Here is a 16,188-nt window from a genome sequence, read left to right as displayed (position 1 = left end):
GATGACTACGCGGGTTCTGGATTATTTCAGCGCGCTCGTTGCCGACGACGAGAGCCTGCCGCTGACCGAGGCGGCACTCGCGATCGCGCAGGACGCCTATCCCGATCTCGATCTGCAAGGCACGCTCGCCGAGATCGACGAACTCGCGCTGCGTGTGCGCCGCCGCATGCCCGAAGGGGCGGACGTGCGCCAGCAGGTGGCCGTGCTCAACCGCTGCTTCTTTCGCGAGATGGGCTTCGCCGCCAATCTCAACGACTTTCTCGACCCCGAAAACAGCCACCTGAACGCCGTGCTCAAGCGCCGGCGCGGCATCCCCATTTCGCTCGCGGTGCTGTATCTGGAAATGGCGACCCAGCTCGGCCTGCCCGTGAAAGGCGTGTCGTTTCCGGGGCATTTTCTGCTGCGCGTGGCGTTGCCCGAAGGCGACGAGATGCTCGATCCCACCACCGGCCGCACGCTCACCGAATCCGACATGGTGGAGATGCTCGAACCGTTCGTGGCCAACGCCGGCGATTCCGTGGCGCGCGCGCTGCGCATGCTGCTCGAGCCGGCCACCCGCCGCGAGATCGTCGCGCGCATGTTGCGCAACCTGAAGTCGGTTTATCTGCAGACCGAGCGCTGGCAGCGCCTGCTGGCCATCCAGCAGCGGCTCGTGATCCTGCTGCCGGAGAACATCGAAGAAGTGCGCGACCGCGGCTTCGCTTATGCGCGGCTCGACTATCTGCGACCGGCGCTCGAGGACCTCGAACACTATCTCGACGAGCGCCCCGACGCGGAAGACGCAACCGTCGTCGAGTCGCAGTTGCATGAGTTGCGCCAGCGCACGCTCGATAACGACTGAAGCCCGCGGCCAGGCCGCAGAAAAAAGCCCGCGATTTTCGTCGCGGGCTTTTTTTGCGCGGGGGAGGGCGCGCCGTTACTTCGGCTGCATGCGGATCGCGCCGTCCAGGCGGATCACCTCGCCGTTGAGCATCGGATTCTCGACGATCTGCTTGACGAGCATCGCATATTCATCCGGCTTGCCGAGGCGCGGCGGGAACGGGACCATCGCGCCGAGCGCGTCCTGCACCTCCTTGGGCATGCCGAGCAGCATCGGCGTTTCGAAGATGCCGGGCGCGATCGTCATCACGCGGATGCCGCTGCGCGACAGGTCGCGCGCGATCGGCAGCGTCATCGCGACGACGCCGCCCTTCGACGCGGCGTAGGCCGCCTGGCCGATCTGGCCGTCGTAAGCGGCCACTGAAGCCGTGTTGACGATCACGCCGCGCTCGCCGCCGTCGCCGGGTGCGGTCTGGGCGATGGCGGCCGCCGCGAGGCGGATCATGTTGAAGGTGCCGATCAGATTGACCGAAATGGTCTTCGAGAACGTCTCGAGCGGATGCGGGCCGTCCTTGCCCACGGTCTTCACGGCGGGCGCGATGCCCGCGCAGTTCACGAGGCCGCGCAGCGTGCCGAGCGCGGTCGCCGCGGCCACGGCACGCGCGCCGTCGTCCTCGTCCGCCACGTTGCACTTGACGAACGCGCCGCCCAGTTCTTTCGCGAGCGCGTTGCCGGCGTCCTCGTTGAGGTCGGCGATGACGACCTGGCCGCCTTCGGCCGCGATCAGACGCGCGCTGGCTGCGCCGAGCCCCGACGCGCCGCCGGTGATGAGAAATACGTTGCCGCGGATCTGCATCTTTCGTCTCCTGTCGTTGTGGCCATGCTGTCCCGCGTAGAGAGGCAATGCGCGCGAGACTCACCAAAAACAAAACGGGCCGGCTGGCGTCGCGTCCCGAACCACCTCGGGAGTGCGGCGCCAGCCGGCCCGCAGGCAAACCAGCAAGTGTGCCGAAACCGGCTTCGGGTCGGACTTCGACCCGTGGACTTTGACCCGCTTACTTGAGCGCTTCGAACGCGCGCTCGCGAATTTCGTCGACGCTGCCGAGGCCCGAGATCGCGCGATACTGCGGCGCCTGCAGGCCGTTTTCCTCACCGCGCTTCGCCCAGTCGCTGTAGTAGGCGATGAGCGGCTTGGTCTGGGCGACGTACACGTCCAGACGCTTGCGCACCGTTTCTTCCTTGTCGTCGTCGCGCTGGACGAGCGGTTCGCCCGTCACGTCGTCCGTCATGTCCACCTTCGGCGGATTGAACTTGACGTGATACGTGCGGCCCGAAGCCGGGTGCATGCGGCGGCCGCTCATGCGCGTGATGATTTCGTCGAACGGCACGTCGATCTCGAGCACGTAGTCGATCGCGACGCCCGCCTGCTTCATCGCTTCGGCTTGCGGCAGCGTGCGCGGGAAGCCGTCGAACAGGTAGCCGTTCTGGCAGTCGGGCTCCTGAAGGCGCTCCTTCACGAGATTGATGATGAGCTCGTCGGTCACGAGCTCGCCGGCGTCCATGAATCGCTTCGCTTCGAGGCCAAGCGGCGTACCGGCCTTGACGGCCGCGCGCAGCATGTCGCCCGTCGAGATTTGCGGAATGCCGAACTTTTCCTTGATGAAGGTTGCCTGGGTTCCCTTGCCCGCGCCCGGGGCGCCCAACAGGATCAAACGCATGTGAACAATCTCCGATCTGTGTGAATTCTTGCGGCGCGGCGGCTGCCCCGCACGCGCGGTGGGGCGGCATCGTCAGCGTCGTGCGTCTCCTCGCCCGTTCGCTCACGGCCGTCGAGGCAGTGCTGGCGGGGGCGACGGCACGTCCCGCGCGGCTTTCGCCCGGTGTTCATGACCTGCACTGGACACGGGGCGGCGCTGCAAGACGGTGCCGAAAAGCGGGGAAACCCCGACGCACAAAGGCTTTAGACGGCTCGCGCAAACAATTGATTATGCCATGGGATTTTTGCCCCACGGACGGAATTAAGGCCGGTATAACGCCTGCACACGGGCGAGGTCGGCGGGGGTGTCGACGCCCGGCGCGGGTGCCTCGGTCGTCACGAGCACGGCGATGCGCTCGCCGTGCCACATCGCGCGAAGCTGTTCCAGCGCCTCGACCTGCTCGATCGGCGAATGCGCGAGCGAGGGGTAGCTGCGCAGGAATTTCGCGCGGTACGCGTACAGGCCGATGTGGCGATAAACGGTCGCGGGAGCCGGCGGGGCGGGCATTGCGCCGAGATCGAGGCGCGCCGGCGACCAGTGCGGCTGCCAGGCGTCGCGGGCCCAGGGAATCGGCGCGCGCGAGAAGTAGAGCGCAACGCCGCGGGCGTCGAGCACGACCTTCACGACGTTCGGGCTGAAGATTTCGTCGGGCGCCGTGATCGGATGCGCGGCGGTGGCGATCGCGCATTCGGGGTGCGCGGCGAGGTGCGACGCAACGTCGCACACGAGTGCCGGGTCGATCAGCGGCTCGTCGCCCTGCACGTTGACCACGATCGTCTCGTCGCTCCAGCCGTAGTGCTCGGCGACCTCGGCTAAGCGGTCGGTGCCCGACGGGTGGTCGGCGCGCGTGAGCACGGCCTCGAAACCGTGGTCGCGCGCGGCGTCGAGCACGCTCTGGGCGTCCGAGGCGATCAGCACCTGCTGCGCGCCCGAATCGCGTGCGCGCTCGGCCACGCGCACCACCATGGGCTTGCCGCCGATGTCGGCGAGCGGTTTGTTCGGCAGCCGCGTGGACGCGAGACGCGCCGGGACGACGGCGATGAAGGGTTGCACGGGAGCGGTCATGGCCAGTTGGAGCTAGGACAGGAAAGGGGTTTGGGAAACCGGTTCGGGAAACCGCCTTGGGAGACGACAGCGCGCCGGGGGCGGCGCGCGTGATCCGGTTTCGGGCCGGTAAGACGAGATGAGCGGCGTAGGCGGCGCAAGTGAGCGCGATCGCGGCCACCCGGCGGCGCGCGAGGCGCCGCCCGCACGCCTTACGCGGCGCTCGGCCCGTGCGGATCGACCGGCGTGCCTTCCACGGTTTGACGCGCTTCGTCGACGAGCATGACCGGAATGCCGTCGCGGATCGGGTAGGCGAGCTTGTCGGCGTTGCAGATCAGCTCCTGCGCGGCGCGGTCATAGCTGAGCGGGCCCTTGCAGATCGGGCAGACCAGGATTTCAAGCAGACGAGCGTCCACGAAGTTTCTCCACAACCAGGGTAATGAGGCGATGATCGAGCGCGGCTTCAACGGGGACGACCCAGATGCGCGCATCGTTCCAGGCCCCCAATTTTACTGCATCCTTTTCGGTGACCAGGATCGCGTCGGCGGTGACGTCGGCGAACGGGTTGCTGGCGTAGGCGTAGTGGTCGGGCAGCGGCAGGGTTTGCGGCGCGAGGCCGGCCGCGCGCAGCGTCGCGAAAAAGCGCTCCGGCGAACCGATGCCGGCCGCCGCCACGATGCGCAGCGCACCCTGCGATCCCTGTGTGCCTGCGCCTTGCCACGGTGCGGCCGCGCCCGCGGCAAACTGCGCGAGCGGACGGCGCAGCGCCGGATTGGCGAGATGCCAGGCGTCGCCGGGTTCGAGCTTGAGCGCGAAGGTATTAGGCCAGGCCGGCAGCGTACGCTCGAATGGATTGTTCACCAGCGTGGCGTCGCGCCGGCGCGAGAGCGGCTCGCGCAGCGGGCCCGCCGGCAGCAGAAAGCCATTGCCGCCCAGGCGATGGTCGAACACCACGACCTCGACGTCGCGCACGAGGCGATAGTGCTGCAGGCCGTCGTCGCTCACGATCACGTCGACGTCGCTGTGGGCGCCGCACAGCGACGTGGCCGCCGCCACGCGGTCGGGCGAGACCCAGACGGGCACGCCCGTGCGGCGGGCGATCAGCAGGGGTTCGTCGCCGCACAGGCGCGCGGGCGTATCCGCCGTGACGGGCGTGGGGCGGGCGATTTTCGCGCCGTACCCGCGCGAGACCACGCCCGGCGAGAAGCCGGCGGCGCGCAGCGCCTCGACGAGCGCGATCACGGTGGGCGTCTTGCCCGTGCCGCCTACGGTCACGTTGCCGACCACCACCACGGGCACGCCCACGCGCACGCGCTTGAGCCAGCCCGCCGCAAAGGCGGCGCGGCGCGCACCGCTCACGGCGGCGAACACGGCGGCGAGCGGGGTGAGTGCCCAGGCGAGCGCGCCGCGGCGTTGCCAGGCGTGCGCAAACTGCGCTTCGAGGCGTTCCTTGAGACTGGAGACGGGGCCGCTCATCGGCAAGTTGCGCGCGAAGCGCCGCACGCGGCATGCGGGAAGCAGACAGGCAGGGCGGGCATCGGGTCGGTTCTCCGGTTCCAGGTGAGCTGAGCGACAAACAAGACGGCAGACGAATGACCTGCGCAGGCGAGCAACCGGCGCTTCGCGTGACGCGGCACAGGCGCTCGTGAACCCGGCACTCTAGCGCGGGTAGGCGTTACGCGGCAAGTTGCCGGGCCGTACGCAATTGTCGGTTGCCTGCAAGCCGCGCGAAACGCCCGAAAATTCGCCGCCTGTGGATAACTTTGTGGAGAAGTAGGTCCCGGGAAGGCGCAAAGGCCCATTCGTCGGCCTCTCCATCGGCCTGTAAGGATGTGATATCGATAAAAAACGTATAAAAATCAACGGTATGAGCCGTTTTTTCTGCGTTTGCGGGCCAGCCGCGGCCATCATGCCGCATGACAGCGCCGATGTGGACACTTCGCGGGGCTTGCTGGCCGGGTCTCATTCATGCTGGACTACCGCCCCCCGAACGGTCTATCGTCTGTCCGGCCAAGGTTTCTCCACACCCTTACGCATGCTATCCGACCGTTTTTCCGCTTCCTCCGCGCCTTCGGGCGACGTCGTCGTGCCGGTCTCGGCGCTCAACCGGGCGATCGCCTCGATGCTCGAGCGCACGTTCCCGCTGGCATGGATTTCCGGCGAAGTTTCCAACTTTACGCGCGCCGCGAGTGGCCACTGGTACTTCTCGATCAAGGACGCCCAGGCGCAGATTCGCTGCGTGATGTTCCGCGGCCGCGCGCAGTACGCCGAATTCACGCCGCGTGAAGGCGACCGCATCGAAGTGCGCGCGCTCGTCACGATGTACGAGCCGCGCGGCGAACTTCAGCTGAACGTCGAGGCCGTGCGGCGCACCGGCCAGGGCCGCCTCTACGAAGCCTTCCTGCGGCTGAAGGCGCAACTCGAGGCCGAAGGGCTCTTCGACCCGGAGCGCAAACGCCCGCTGCCCTCGCATCCGCGCGCGATCGGCGTGATTACGTCGATGCAGGCCGCCGCGCTGCGCGACGTGCTCACCACGCTGTGCCGCCGCGCGCCGCACGTGCCGGTGATCGTCTATCCCGCGCCGGTGCAGGGCGCGGGCTCGGCAGAAAAGCTCACGGCGATGCTGGCGACCGCGAATGCGCGCAACGAGGTGGACGTGCTCGTGCTGTGCCGCGGCGGCGGCTCGATCGAGGACCTGTGGTCGTTCAACGACGAGGCGCTTGCCCGTGCGATCGCGGCCAGCGCCATTCCGGTGGTGAGCGGCGTGGGGCACGAAACCGATTTCACGATCGCCGATTTCGCCGCCGACGTGCGCGCGCCGACGCCCACTGGCGCGGCCGAACTCGTCAGTCCGCAGCGCACGCTGCTGCTGCGCGACCTCGACCAGCGCCATGCCGCGCTGGCCCGCGATTTCGGCCGTCTGCTCGAGCGCCGCGCGCAGCAGCTCGACTGGCTGGCGCGCCGGCTCGTTTCGCCCGTCGAACGGCTTGAGCAGCAGCGCACCCACTTGCGCCAGTTGACGATACGGCTCGCCTCGGCGGGTTCGCGTGCCAGCGCCGAGGCGCGTGCGCGCCTGAACGTCATGCAGATGCGCTGGCAGCGCGCGCGGCCCGACGCCGCCGCGCGGCGCGCCCGGCTGGAGTCGCTCGGCCGGCGTCTGGACGGCGCCTTCGCGCGCCAGCGCGAGCGCGAAGCGGCGCGCGTTTCGGAGCTCACGGCGCGGCTCGAAGTGCTGAGCCCGCAGCGCACGTTCGAGCGCGGCTACGCGGCGCTGCTCGATGCGCAAAGCGGCGCGGCCGTGCGCTCGCCCGCGACGCTCAAGCCCGGCAAGCGGCTTACCGTGCATCTCGCGCAGGGCAGCGCCGACGTCGCGCTCGCCGATGTCCAGCCGCGCCTCGCCGACGGTTTCTGACCTCGGCTCGCAGCCTGCCTGCCGGGCCCGTTGCTTGCTGCTCGACGAGGCACCGGCGTCATCGCCCGATCGCTGCACCTCGACGAAAAATCGTGGCGGCGAGCGATTGTTGCAGTCTCGTTGCAGGAAGTTTGCACGCCGGTTGCGCGGAGATTGCAACGCGATTGCAGCCGTCTGGCCTGCGTGCGAAGCGGGCATGGAAAGCGTTGTTCGAGCGTCGCTGGATCGGCGAAAAACCGCATCGCGGTTGATGCGGAAAAGCCCCGCGCAAACGATATCCGGCATAAAGGCCGCTCGTTTGCGGGGTTATTCCAACTCGCCTACAATCGAGTGCTCCATGCCGGCGAATTTGTAGAACTTCACGCAGAACTCCCCATAACACGACGAAGGAACCGCATCATGTCATTTACGCTCCCGCCGCTGCCGTTCGCGAAGAACGCCCTCGCTCCGCACATGTCGGAAGAGACGCTCGAGTTCCACTACGGCAAGCACCACCAGGCTTACGTCACGAATCTGAACAACCTGATTCCGGGCACCGAGTTCGAAAAGCTCTCGCTCGAAGAGATCGTCAAGAAGTCGTCGGGTGGCGTGTTCAACAACTCGGCGCAGATCTGGAATCACACGTTCTTCTGGAACAGCCTCTCGCCGCAAGGCGGCGGCGCACCGTCGGGCGCGCTCGGCGACGCGATCAACGCGAAGTGGGGCTCCTACGACGCGTTCAAGGAAGCCTTCACGAAGGCTGCCGTGGGCAACTTCGGTTCGGGCTGGACGTGGCTCGTGAAGAAGGCAGACGGCTCGCTCGACATCGTGTCGACCAGCAACGCCGCCACGCCGCTCACGACCGATGCCCGTGCGCTCCTCACGATCGACGTGTGGGAACATGCTTACTACATCGACTACCGCAACGCGCGTCCGAAGTTCGTCGAAGCGTTCTGGAACATCGTGAACTGGAACTTCGCAGCACAAAACTTCGCGTAATACGAAGCCCTGCTGAATGCGCCGCACTGGCTGCGGCACATGCAAAAAGCCCTCGATGCGAATCGAGGGCTTTTTTGTTTTGCGCGAAGCGTTTTACACAAACGGATTTACACAAACGCGGCGATGGTTTCCTGCGTCGAACGCACGTGGCCCATGTGGCGGAACAGCTTCTCGAACGAGAAGTGATGCATCTCTTCGTTCAGGCCCGAGGTGGCGTCTTCGACGAACACGAGCTTGAAGCCGAGATCGAACGCCGCGCGCGCGGTGGATTCGACGCCGAAGTTCGTGGCGATGCCGCCGATGACGATGGTATCGATGCCGCGGCGGCGCAGCTGCTGCTCGAGGTTGGTGCCGTAGAACGCGCCCCATTGGCGCTTCGCGACGATCACGTCCTCGGGTTGTGCGCCGATCCCGGGCACGAGTTCGGAGGCTTCGGCCGGTGCGGGCGGGGTGTCGGGCGTGCGGCCGGGCGCGTCGGCGGGCAGCGCGAGCAGTTCGTTCAGGAGCACGTGCACCCAGACGACGGTGCCGCCCTTGGCGCGCAGCGCGTCGGCGAGCGGTTTGGCGTTGGCCACGACCTGCGCGCCGCTATAGGGCGCGATCTGGCGGCCTACGATGCCGTGCTGAAGGTCGATCATCACGAGCGCCGTGGTGCGCGCGTTCAGTGAAAGTGCTTGCGTCATGGTTCACCTATATGTGAGGATGGCTTCACATAATCATACACGAATGTGAAGGAGGCTTCAGATATGGCGGCAGACCCGCTCGCGCGCAAGGAGGCGCAAAAGGAAGCGGCACGCGAAAACGCCCGGCGCGTGCCGCGCCAGGAACGCGCGGCGCGCACGGTCGAGGCGCTGCTCGAGGCCGCGGGCGAGGCCTTCGCCGAGCGCGGCTTCGAAGCGGCGACGATGACGCAGATCGCGCAGCAGGCGGGCGTTTCGGTGGGCGCGGCGTACCAGTACTTTCCGAACAAGGAGGCACTCGCTCTCGCCCTGCGCAAGCGCTACGGCGACGAGATGGACGCGCGCTGGAGCGCGCTCATCGCCGCGCACGACGATGCAGGCAAGCTGCCGCTCGCGCAGCTCGTCGAGCGTCTGTTCGACCTGATGGTCGATCTGATGCACGACTATCCCGCCTATTTGCCCCTGCTTTCCGTGCCGCTCGGCTTCAAGCGCGATGCGGCCGTGCGCAATCTGCTGCGCCAGCGGTTCACGGCGCTCTTCCTGCGTTATCAGCCGGCGCTTGCGTCCGATGAGGCCTATCGCGTGGCCGAAGTCATGCTGCAGGTCATCAAGAGCCTCAACCCACTATACGCCGCGGCGAAACCGAAAGAGCGCAAGCTGCTGGTCGCCGAGTACAAGGGCGTGCTGGCGGCGTGGCTCGCCGTGCGGCTCGCGTGAGCCCGCGAGCCGCGGACACCGCGCCCTAGCGCAGTAACGGGTCGTCGCGCGACTCGATCACGCGGTCGATCAAGCCGTACTCGGCGGCGGCGTGGGCCGACATGAAGTTGTCGCGGTCGCTGTCGTGCGCGATCTGCTCGATGCCGCGTCCGGTGCGCGCGGCGAGCATCGCGTTCAGGCGCTCGCGCAGGTACAGGATCTCGCGTGCCTGCAGCTCGACATCGGCGGCGGTGCCCTGGCCGCCCCCCGAAGGTTGATGGATCATGATGCGTGCGTTCGGTAGTGCGAAGCGTTTTCCCTTGGCACCCGCGGCGAGCAAAAACGATCCCATGCTGGCGGCGAAACCCGTGCACAGCGTCGAGACATCGGGCTTGATGAATCGCATCGTGTCGAAAATGGCGAGTCCGTCGTAGACCGAACCGCCCGGCGAGTTGATATAGAAGCTGATGTCCTTGTCCGCGTTTTCCGCTTCCAGGAAGAGCAGTTGCGCGACCACGAGGCTCGCGCTTTGTTCGGTCACCGGCCCGACGAGGAACACGATGCGCTCGCGCAGGAGGCGCGAGTAGATGTCGTAGGCGCGCTCGCCGCGCCCCGAGGTTTCGATCACGGTCGGGACGAGATTGAGCGCGCTCGGCGGCAATGCTGCATGATTCAGTGCAAGGGATGGCATGACTGGCCTCGTGGTTTTTCCGTTGACGGCGCGACTGCGCCGCTGCTGCCATGACGCCCGGCGTGCCTCGCGCGTGACGAAAATATTTTTGCGTGGGGCTGTCACGCCGGCCGCGTGCCGGACGTCATGAGGGAAACGGGCGGGAGCGAGCACGCATGGCGAAGGAGCGAAGCGAATGACGCAGGCGATCGACACAATCGAAGGAACGAGTCTGGAGGGCGCTGGGCGCAATGAGGCTGCGACCCCAGTGAGCGACGAAGCCGGGCCTGGCGCAGCAGCGTGGACCGACGCGCGCCGCGCCGCCGCCTTCGGCGAGGCGCGTGGGCGGCTCATTGCGCTGGCCGCACGCGTGCTGGGCAGCCGCGCGGAGGCCGAGGACGTCGTGCAGGACGCGTGGTTCCGCTGGCGCGACGCCGACGCACCAGCCCTGCGCGCGCCGCAGGCGTGGCTCGCCACGGTCACCGTGCGCCTCGCGATCGACCGGCTGCGGCGCCTGCGTCGCGAGCATGCGGGCGAACACGAGGCCGCGTGGCTCGACGACGCGGCGCCCTCTGCGGAAGAGGCGGGCTTGCGTACGCGGCGCTTCTCGGACGCGCTGCTGCTCCTGCTCGAAAGGCTGGGGCCCCTCGAGCAGGCGGTGTTCGTGCTGCGCGAGGCCTTCGACTGCGACTACGCGCAGATCGGCGCGCTGACTGGCTGCACGAATGAGCATTGCCGGCAGATCGTGCGGCGTGCACGCGTTCGACTCGCCCGCGAGGCCGCGCCGCAGGCGGCGCCCGCCGACAAGGTGCAGCACGCGCGCACGGTCGAGCGTTTGCGCGACGTGCTGCACGCACAGGATCGCGTGGGATTGATGGATTTGCTGGGGGTGACGGCAAGCGCGCTGGTCGCGGCAAGCGTGGCCGAAGCGGCTCACGGTCAGGCCCCACAGGAAGCGCCCGCCGCGCGCGTTCTGCGCGCCGAAGCGCTGGCGCTGGACGGCGAGCCGGGCGTGGCGCTCGTCGCTCAGGACGGCGCGCTCGCCGCCTGGCTGCATGTGCGCGACGACCGCGACGGGCTGCCCGAGCCGGTGGTTTGTGTCGCGGCGCTGGAAGAGGGGAGCGCGGGGCCGGCCAACCGGCTTCAGGCAGCCAACCGGGCATTCGGCGGCGAGGCGGTGCGCAAGATGCTGGCCCGGCTCGCCTCGAGCGACGGCGCGGCGTGCGTGTCTACGCTTACCGTCAGCGCTCGCGCGTCCACCACGCACGGCTACGCGACGCTACACGCGCAGCCGCTCGTTCTCGCTTGAGCCTGGTCTCGGCCTGAGCGGACGCTAGCCGCGCAAGGCGGCGTCCCAGTTGATATCGACGCACAGCACCTGCACGCCGTGCTCCGTTTGCACGGCGACCGAGGCCGTGACGCACAGGTGCGCCTCGTTGATCGACAGATAGGGCGGCGTGAACTGCACGCGGCCCGGCGCCTTCATGGCACCGATGAAGTAAGGCCGTCGTTCCCAGCTTGCGCCCTCGGAATGCAGCAGCGGCCGGAAACGCTTGGCGCGCTGCGACGTGCGGCCGTCGGGCAGCACGTTGTCGCCGATCTGGCGCCCCGACGCGTCGAGCAGGAAGCAGCGCGCCGTGTCGTCGAGGCCGAGCAGCGGCAGCGTGGCGTCGCTCATGTTCGCGCCTTCGGCAAGCTGCTTCGCCGCCGCTTCGATGGCGCTCACGTACGGCGCGAGACGCGCCGACTGCGAACGCTCGCGCGCGGCCACGCGCTCGCGCAGGCGCGCCGAAAGATCGTCCATGAGCTGCGCGGCCTTGGCCGGCGGCACCGGCTCGACGTCGGGCCGCGCGAAATACGCGCCCTGCACGAAGTCGGCGTTGCTCTCCAGCGCGATCAGCGCGTCGCGCTCGGTGGAAAGTCCGCCCACGAGTACGAGCTGACCCGACTCGTGCAGCATCGAGACGAGCCCCGGCAGCACGCGCTCGATATGCGCGTGGCGGCTCGCCTGGGCGAGCAGGCTGCGGTCGAGCGTAACGATGTCGGGCCGCAGCTGCCAGACGCGGTCGATGTTCGAATGCTTCGCGCCGAAGCCATCCAGCGCGATCACGAAGCCCGCCTTGCGCAATCCGTCGATGATTTCCGCGAAGCGCGAATTCTCGCCGCCCGCCTGCTCCGACACTTCCAGTACCACCCGCTGCGGCTGCAGGCCGAGCGCCTTGAGGCCGGCGAGCAGGGCGTCGCCGTAGCTCGTGTCCATGAGCGCGGCCGGGTGCAGGCTCAGAAAGAGCCATTCGTCATGCGAATCGAACGCGTTGAAATTGCCCAGATGCAGCGATTCCGCGAGGCGCCCCAGCTCGAGCAGGTCGCCGCGGCGCGCCGCCTGCGTGAACACCTCCTGTGAGGGCGCCTGCTGGCCCTGCTCGTCGTGCGCGCGCAGCGACGCGTGATAGCCGATCGCGCGCCGGTGCGCGACCGAAAACACGGGCTGGAACACGCTGAAGACGGTGTAGCCGCCGTACAGCACGGTGCGGCGGGCGCCTTCTTCGCCGGCGATGGGGCGAGACTGGAAGCCGGGGGGATCGAGGTCGATCATGCTGGTCATTTCGTTTCGATGGCGCTCGGGACGGACGTGACGGGCGGGACGCGTGAGCGTCAAGTTTACAGGATAGGGCAGCAAAAAGTATGCGAGCGCCTGGTCTCGTGGCCATAGGCCCGTGCAATGGCGCACGCGGCATTTCGGGATGGTGTGCGGGTTGGTGCGCAAATTCGGCGCGAACCCAGGCGACGCACGGCCACGAGGCGCGCCGCACCTTTGCGGTGCGCGCGCCCTCGGCGAAGATGCGACCGCAACGACCGCAACGACCGCAACGACCGCAACGACCGCAACGATCGCAACGACCGCGGCCCCGGCTAATCAGGTCCGCTCGGACGGATCGGTCTTCTTCGCGGTGCGGCGCAGGTCCGACGCGAGCTGCGCGAAGATCCACGACGAACCCGCCGTGATGATGCCCACGCAAATGAAGGTCGCGTGGAACGCCGGAATCACATTCTCGCCCGTCTTGTGGCCCATGATGCCCGTGAAGGTGGTGAGCAGCGCGCCCGCGACGGTCACGCCAAGGCTCATCGAGAGCATTTGCACGAGCGAGAAGAGGCTGTTGCCGCTGCTCGCGCCGCCGGTGCCGAGGTCCTTGAGCGTGAGCGTGTTCATCGCCGTGAACTGCATCGAGTTCACGGCGCCGAAGATCGCCAGTTGCGCGATGCGCATCCACAGCGGCTCGTGGGGCGTGGAAAGCGCGAAGCTCGCCATCATGAGGCCCACGAGCACCGTGTTCGAGACCAGTACGCTGCGGTAGCCGTAGCGCAAGATGAGATACGTCACGAGGCGCTTCGAGAACATGCCCGCGGCCGCGGTGGGCAGCATCATGAGGCCGGCCTGGAAGGCCGTGTAGCCGAGCGCCACCTGGAGCAGCAGCGGAATCAGATACGGCATCGCGCCGCTGCCGATGCGCGCGAACAGGTTGCCGAGCAGGCCCACGCTGAAGGTGTGGATCTTGAAGAGATCGAGCGAGAAGATCGGCTGTGGCGTGCGCACCGCGTGCAGACCGTAGGCCACGAACGCGGCGAGCGAAAGGATGAAGAGCACGAGCACGGTGGCGTGCTGGATGCCGAACTCGCTGCGCCCGTCGAGCGCGAACGAAATCGCGAGCATGCCGATCACCAGCAGCAGGTAGCCCGGCAGGTCGAAGCGCGGCGTATCGGGGTTGCGGCTGTCGGGCATGAAGATGAAGGTGGCGACGCAGCCCACCACGCCCACCGGCACGTTGATCAGAAAGATCCAGTGCCACGAGGCGATCTGCACGAGCCAGCCGCCGAGCGTCGGGCCGATGAGCGGGCCGATCAGCCCCGGAATCGCCACGAACGAGAGCGCGGGCAGATAGCGTTCGGCGGGAAACGTGCGCAGCACGGCAAGCCGGCCGACCGGCAGCAGCATCGCGCCGCCCACGCCCTGCGCGACGCGCGAGGCCACCAACTGGTTCAGCGTATGCGCGCTCGCGCACAGGAGCGAGCCGACCGTGAACACGAAGATCGCGCCGAGGAACACGCGCCGTGTGCCGAGCTTGTCCGCGAGCCAGCCCGAGACGGGGATCATCACCGCCATCGTGAGCGAATACGCGATCACGACTGATTGCATGCGCAACGGTAGTTCGCCGAGACTCCTCGCCATCGCCGGCAACGCCGTGTTGACGATGGTCGAATCGAGGGTCTGCATGAAGAAGCCGGTGGCGACGAGCCACAGCATCACGGACAGCGAGCGGGGCGACACAGCGGTGCTGGACGCAGCGGTGGATTCGGACATGGGCGAGGAGAGGGGGCGCGCAGGCAAGCGCCATTGTAGGGAAAACGGCGTGCCCACGCAGACGGCCGGGCCCGCTGCCGCAAATGTGGCGCAGGCGGCGTGAGCGCCGGGGGCGAGCCGCGCCTCGCGCGTTTATCCGTCGAGGCGCGCGGCCGCTGCGAAGAAGGCCTGGGCGCGCGGGTCGAGCGTGAGCGCCACGTTGATGCGAATCCACGGGCTCGGCTCGCCTTGCGGGCGGAAGTGGCTGCCCGGCGAGACCGCCACGCCGAGCGGCTCGCCGCAGACGGCGAGGCGGGTGGAATCCTCCACGTGCGGCACGCGCGCCCAGACGAACTTGCCGCCCGTTTGCGCATAGCCGCGCGCCGCGCTCGCCGCGGTGGCCGACGCCGCCGACGCCGCGCTGCCGAACAGCTCCCACCCATGCGCTTCGAGTGTGCGCGTGGCCGACCCTTGCGCCTCGGCGATGCGCCGGCGCAGCCGTTCGAGGTATTTGCGGTACGCGCCGCGCTCGAGCAGCGTGGCGGCCACGGCCTGCGAGAAGCGCGAGCCGCTGATGCTGGTGAGCGCCTTGATGGACGCGAGATCGCGCACGATCGCCGGGTTGGCCACCACGTAGCCCACGCGCAGCGCCGAGGAGAGCGTCTTCGAAAGCCCGCCTACATAGACGACGTGCTCGAACTGGTCGAGCGCCGCGAGCCGGTCGGTGGGGTCGGCCTGGAAATCGGCGTAGATGTCGTCCTCGACGATGGTGAAGCGGTGCTCGCGCGCGAGCTGCAGCAGGCGGAACGCGACAGGCGGCGAGATCGTCGAGCCGGTCGGGTTGTGGAACACGGTGTTGACGAAGAACGCGCGCGGATGGTGCTCGGCGAGCATCGCGTGCAAATGGTCGAGATCGGGCCCGCTTGCCGTGCGGCGGATGCCCACGAGGCGCACGCCGTGCAGCTTGAGCAGACCGTACAGGTTGTAGTAGCCGGGATCTTCGACGAATACCGTGTCGCCGGGCTTGAGCATGTAGCGCATGAGCAGGTCGAGGCCTTCGCTCGCGCCTTCGGTGATGAGGATCTGCTGCGTCCCGGCGACGATGCCAAGCGGCGCGAGCCGGTTGCACAGATGCTCGCGCAGCGTGGCGTCGCCCGTTGGCGTGCCGTAGTCGACGAGGCTCGCCGGGTCGCTGCGCGACACATGGCGGATCGCCTGACCGAGCGCGTCGATGTCGCGCCACGCCTGCGGGATCGAGCCGCTGTCGAGCTGCAGCAGCTCGCCCGCGCGTTCGAGCTGGCTGAGCAGGTGACCCGATTCGTCGGCGGCGTTCGAGAGGTCGCAGGTGCCCATGCCGGAGAGTCCCGCGCGCGCGTGCTCGCTCACGTAGAAGCCGGAGCCGTGGCGCGAGTCGAGATAGCCGAGCGAGACGAGCCGGTCGTAGGCCTCGATCACGGGAAAGCGGCTGATGGCATAGTCGGTGGCGAACTGGCGAATGGACGGCAGACGGGAGCCCGGGTGCGCGGCGCGCGAGCGGATCCACGTCTGCACGCCGCTGACGATCTGTTCGGTGAGCGGCACATCGCTCGCGCGGTCGAGTTCGAGTTTCATCTGGGTCTCGCTGGGTAGGGCGCTTGAGGCTGCGGTTTGAAACGGCAGTGACTGTTCGGTTTTTTGGCTGCACAGTTCCAGATGAACTGTTCGGAACTGTACATGGGATCGTACGTCACTGATCGCAATAATGCTCCTACCGGGAAGGCGCTTCAAGTCCTTGTCAGCGAGCCTTCCGGTGG

General features: G+C 67.8%; 16 protein-coding genes. 6 read left to right on the top strand and 10 right to left on the bottom strand.

The features are described from left to right. The first annotated feature begins 1 nt into the window (after position 1). Entirely contained in the window at positions 2 to 841 is an 840-nt protein-coding gene (locus tag AB4Y35_RS17420) for a SirB1 family protein (RefSeq protein ID WP_035513442.1), read from the top strand. A gap of 75 nt (positions 842 to 916) precedes the next feature. Here the strand turns inward: AB4Y35_RS17420 and AB4Y35_RS17415 are convergent, their stop codons facing one another. The 5 genes from AB4Y35_RS17415 to lpxK form a co-directional block, all read right to left on the bottom strand. Beyond that, the gene (locus AB4Y35_RS17415) at positions 917 to 1,675 is read right to left on the bottom strand and encodes a 3-hydroxyacyl-CoA dehydrogenase (RefSeq protein WP_368705216.1); all 759 of its coding nucleotides are present in this window, start codon (positions 1,673 to 1,675) and stop codon (positions 917 to 919) included. Positions 1,676 to 1,874: 199 nt separating this feature from the next. After that, positions 1,875 to 2,537 carry an adenylate kinase gene (gene adk, locus AB4Y35_RS17410; RefSeq protein ID WP_069262791.1) on the bottom strand — a complete coding sequence of 221 codons (663 nt, stop codon included), beginning with the start codon at positions 2,535 to 2,537 and terminating at the stop codon, positions 1,875 to 1,877. Between the two features lie 300 nt (positions 2,538 to 2,837). Beyond that, positions 2,838 to 3,641, bottom strand: coding sequence for a 3-deoxy-manno-octulosonate cytidylyltransferase (gene kdsB / locus AB4Y35_RS17405; RefSeq protein WP_368705215.1), 804 nt, complete (start codon positions 3,639 to 3,641; stop codon positions 2,838 to 2,840). Between the two features lie 191 nt (positions 3,642 to 3,832). Further along, positions 3,833 to 4,036: a Trm112 family protein gene (locus AB4Y35_RS17400; protein WP_042266182.1), complete on the bottom strand. Its 204-nt coding sequence runs from the start codon at positions 4,034 to 4,036 to the stop codon at positions 3,833 to 3,835. Beyond that, positions 4,017 to 5,096, bottom strand: a complete 1,080-nt coding sequence (lpxK, locus tag AB4Y35_RS17395) for a tetraacyldisaccharide 4'-kinase (protein WP_368705214.1) — start codon at positions 5,094 to 5,096, stop codon at positions 4,017 to 4,019. The genes AB4Y35_RS17400 and lpxK overlap by 20 nt, the downstream gene beginning before the upstream one ends. A 559-nt stretch (positions 5,097 to 5,655) precedes the next feature. On the opposite strand from lpxK, the gene xseA reads away from it, so the two are divergent. Beyond that, complete coding sequence (gene xseA, locus AB4Y35_RS17390; protein ID WP_368705213.1) at positions 5,656 to 7,032, top strand: exodeoxyribonuclease VII large subunit; 1,377 nt, start codon at positions 5,656 to 5,658, stop codon at positions 7,030 to 7,032. A gap of 399 nt (positions 7,033 to 7,431) precedes the next feature. Then, positions 7,432 to 8,010 (top strand): superoxide dismutase [Fe], encoded by a 579-nt coding sequence (gene sodB, locus AB4Y35_RS17385; protein ID WP_028205300.1) that lies wholly within the window; start codon positions 7,432 to 7,434, stop codon positions 8,008 to 8,010. A gap of 107 nt (positions 8,011 to 8,117) precedes the next feature. On the opposite strand, the gene AB4Y35_RS17380 is transcribed toward sodB, so the two are convergent. Beyond that, complete coding sequence (locus AB4Y35_RS17380) at positions 8,118 to 8,693, bottom strand: isochorismatase family protein (protein WP_342921129.1); 576 nt, start codon at positions 8,691 to 8,693, stop codon at positions 8,118 to 8,120. 63 nt (positions 8,694 to 8,756) lie between these two features. Between AB4Y35_RS17380 and AB4Y35_RS17375 the strand changes: the two genes are divergently transcribed. Further along, positions 8,757 to 9,407 (top strand): TetR family transcriptional regulator, encoded by a 651-nt coding sequence (locus tag AB4Y35_RS17375; RefSeq protein ID WP_368705212.1) that lies wholly within the window; start codon positions 8,757 to 8,759, stop codon positions 9,405 to 9,407. Positions 9,408 to 9,432: 25 nt separating this feature from the next. Here the strand turns inward: AB4Y35_RS17375 and clpP are convergent, their stop codons facing one another. Continuing rightward, a complete protein-coding gene (gene clpP / locus AB4Y35_RS17370; RefSeq protein ID WP_368705211.1) occupies positions 9,433 to 10,077 on the bottom strand; it encodes an ATP-dependent Clp endopeptidase proteolytic subunit ClpP in 645 nt (214 codons plus the stop codon). A 175-nt stretch (positions 10,078 to 10,252) separates the two neighbouring features. Between clpP and AB4Y35_RS17365 the strand changes: the two genes are divergently transcribed. Further along, on the top strand, positions 10,253 to 11,365 hold the full coding sequence (locus tag AB4Y35_RS17365) for a sigma-70 family RNA polymerase sigma factor (RefSeq protein ID WP_368705210.1): 1,113 nt from the start codon (positions 10,253 to 10,255) through the stop codon (positions 11,363 to 11,365). Positions 11,366 to 11,389: 24 nt separating this feature from the next. Here AB4Y35_RS17365 and AB4Y35_RS17360 read toward each other — a convergent pair whose 3' ends face one another. Both AB4Y35_RS17360 and mdtD read right to left on the bottom strand, forming a co-directional pair. Beyond that, complete coding sequence (locus AB4Y35_RS17360; RefSeq protein WP_368705209.1) at positions 11,390 to 12,661, bottom strand: EAL domain-containing protein; 1,272 nt, start codon at positions 12,659 to 12,661, stop codon at positions 11,390 to 11,392. Positions 12,662 to 12,973: 312 nt separating this feature from the next. Continuing rightward, on the bottom strand, positions 12,974 to 14,416 hold the full coding sequence (mdtD, locus tag AB4Y35_RS17355; protein WP_368705208.1) for a multidrug transporter subunit MdtD: 1,443 nt from the start codon (positions 14,414 to 14,416) through the stop codon (positions 12,974 to 12,976). Between mdtD and AB4Y35_RS17350 the strand changes: the two genes are divergently transcribed. Continuing rightward, on the top strand, positions 14,328 to 14,519 hold the full coding sequence (locus AB4Y35_RS17350) for a hypothetical protein (protein ID WP_368705436.1): 192 nt from the start codon (positions 14,328 to 14,330) through the stop codon (positions 14,517 to 14,519). The two genes, mdtD and AB4Y35_RS17350, sit on opposite strands and share 89 nt — an antisense overlap. 29 nt (positions 14,520 to 14,548) lie before the next feature. Here the strand turns inward: AB4Y35_RS17350 and AB4Y35_RS17345 are convergent, their stop codons facing one another. Beyond that, on the bottom strand, positions 14,549 to 16,006 hold the full coding sequence (locus AB4Y35_RS17345; protein ID WP_368705207.1) for a PLP-dependent aminotransferase family protein: 1,458 nt from the start codon (positions 16,004 to 16,006) through the stop codon (positions 14,549 to 14,551). Positions 16,007 to 16,188: the final 182 nt, after the last annotated feature.

Origin of the sequence: Paraburkholderia sp. EG286A (genome assembly GCF_040965375.1) — a bacterium.
In the GTDB taxonomy this organism is placed as follows: Bacteria; Pseudomonadota; Gammaproteobacteria; order Burkholderiales; family Burkholderiaceae; genus Paraburkholderia.
The sequence above is the reverse complement of the archived record's forward strand: the minus strand, read 5'-3'. Positions and strand labels throughout refer to the sequence as shown.

Bases quoted from the DNA above. Each gene is read 5' to 3' on its own strand.
- sodB (WP_028205300.1), top strand. From the start codon at position 7,432: ATGTCATTTACGCTCCCGCCGCTGCCGTTCGCGAAGAACGCCCTCGCT.
- xseA (WP_368705213.1), top strand. From the start codon at position 5,656: ATGCTATCCGACCGTTTTTCCGCTTCCTCCGCGCCTTCGGGCGACGTC.
- lpxK (WP_368705214.1), bottom strand. From the start codon at position 5,096: ATGAGCGGCCCCGTCTCCAGTCTCAAGGAACGCCTCGAAGCGCAGTTT.
- AB4Y35_RS17375 (WP_368705212.1), top strand. From the start codon at position 8,757: ATGGCGGCAGACCCGCTCGCGCGCAAGGAGGCGCAAAAGGAAGCGGCA.
- kdsB (WP_368705215.1), bottom strand. From the start codon at position 3,641: ATGACCGCTCCCGTGCAACCCTTCATCGCCGTCGTCCCGGCGCGTCTC.
- adk (WP_069262791.1), bottom strand. From the start codon at position 2,537: ATGCGTTTGATCCTGTTGGGCGCCCCGGGCGCGGGCAAGGGAACCCAG.
- AB4Y35_RS17415 (WP_368705216.1), bottom strand. From the start codon at position 1,675: ATGCAGATCCGCGGCAACGTATTTCTCATCACCGGCGGCGCGTCGGGG.
- AB4Y35_RS17350 (WP_368705436.1), top strand. From the start codon at position 14,328: ATGAAGAAGCCGGTGGCGACGAGCCACAGCATCACGGACAGCGAGCGG.
- AB4Y35_RS17420 (WP_035513442.1), top strand. From the start codon at position 2: ATGACTACGCGGGTTCTGGATTATTTCAGCGCGCTCGTTGCCGACGAC.
- AB4Y35_RS17380 (WP_342921129.1), bottom strand. From the start codon at position 8,693: ATGACGCAAGCACTTTCACTGAACGCGCGCACCACGGCGCTCGTGATG.
- clpP (WP_368705211.1), bottom strand. From the start codon at position 10,077: ATGCCATCCCTTGCACTGAATCATGCAGCATTGCCGCCGAGCGCGCTC.
- AB4Y35_RS17360 (WP_368705209.1), bottom strand. From the start codon at position 12,661: ATGACCAGCATGATCGACCTCGATCCCCCCGGCTTCCAGTCTCGCCCC.
- mdtD (WP_368705208.1), bottom strand. From the start codon at position 14,416: ATGTCCGAATCCACCGCTGCGTCCAGCACCGCTGTGTCGCCCCGCTCG.
- AB4Y35_RS17345 (WP_368705207.1), bottom strand. From the start codon at position 16,006: ATGAAACTCGAACTCGACCGCGCGAGCGATGTGCCGCTCACCGAACAG.
- AB4Y35_RS17365 (WP_368705210.1), top strand. From the start codon at position 10,253: ATGACGCAGGCGATCGACACAATCGAAGGAACGAGTCTGGAGGGCGCT.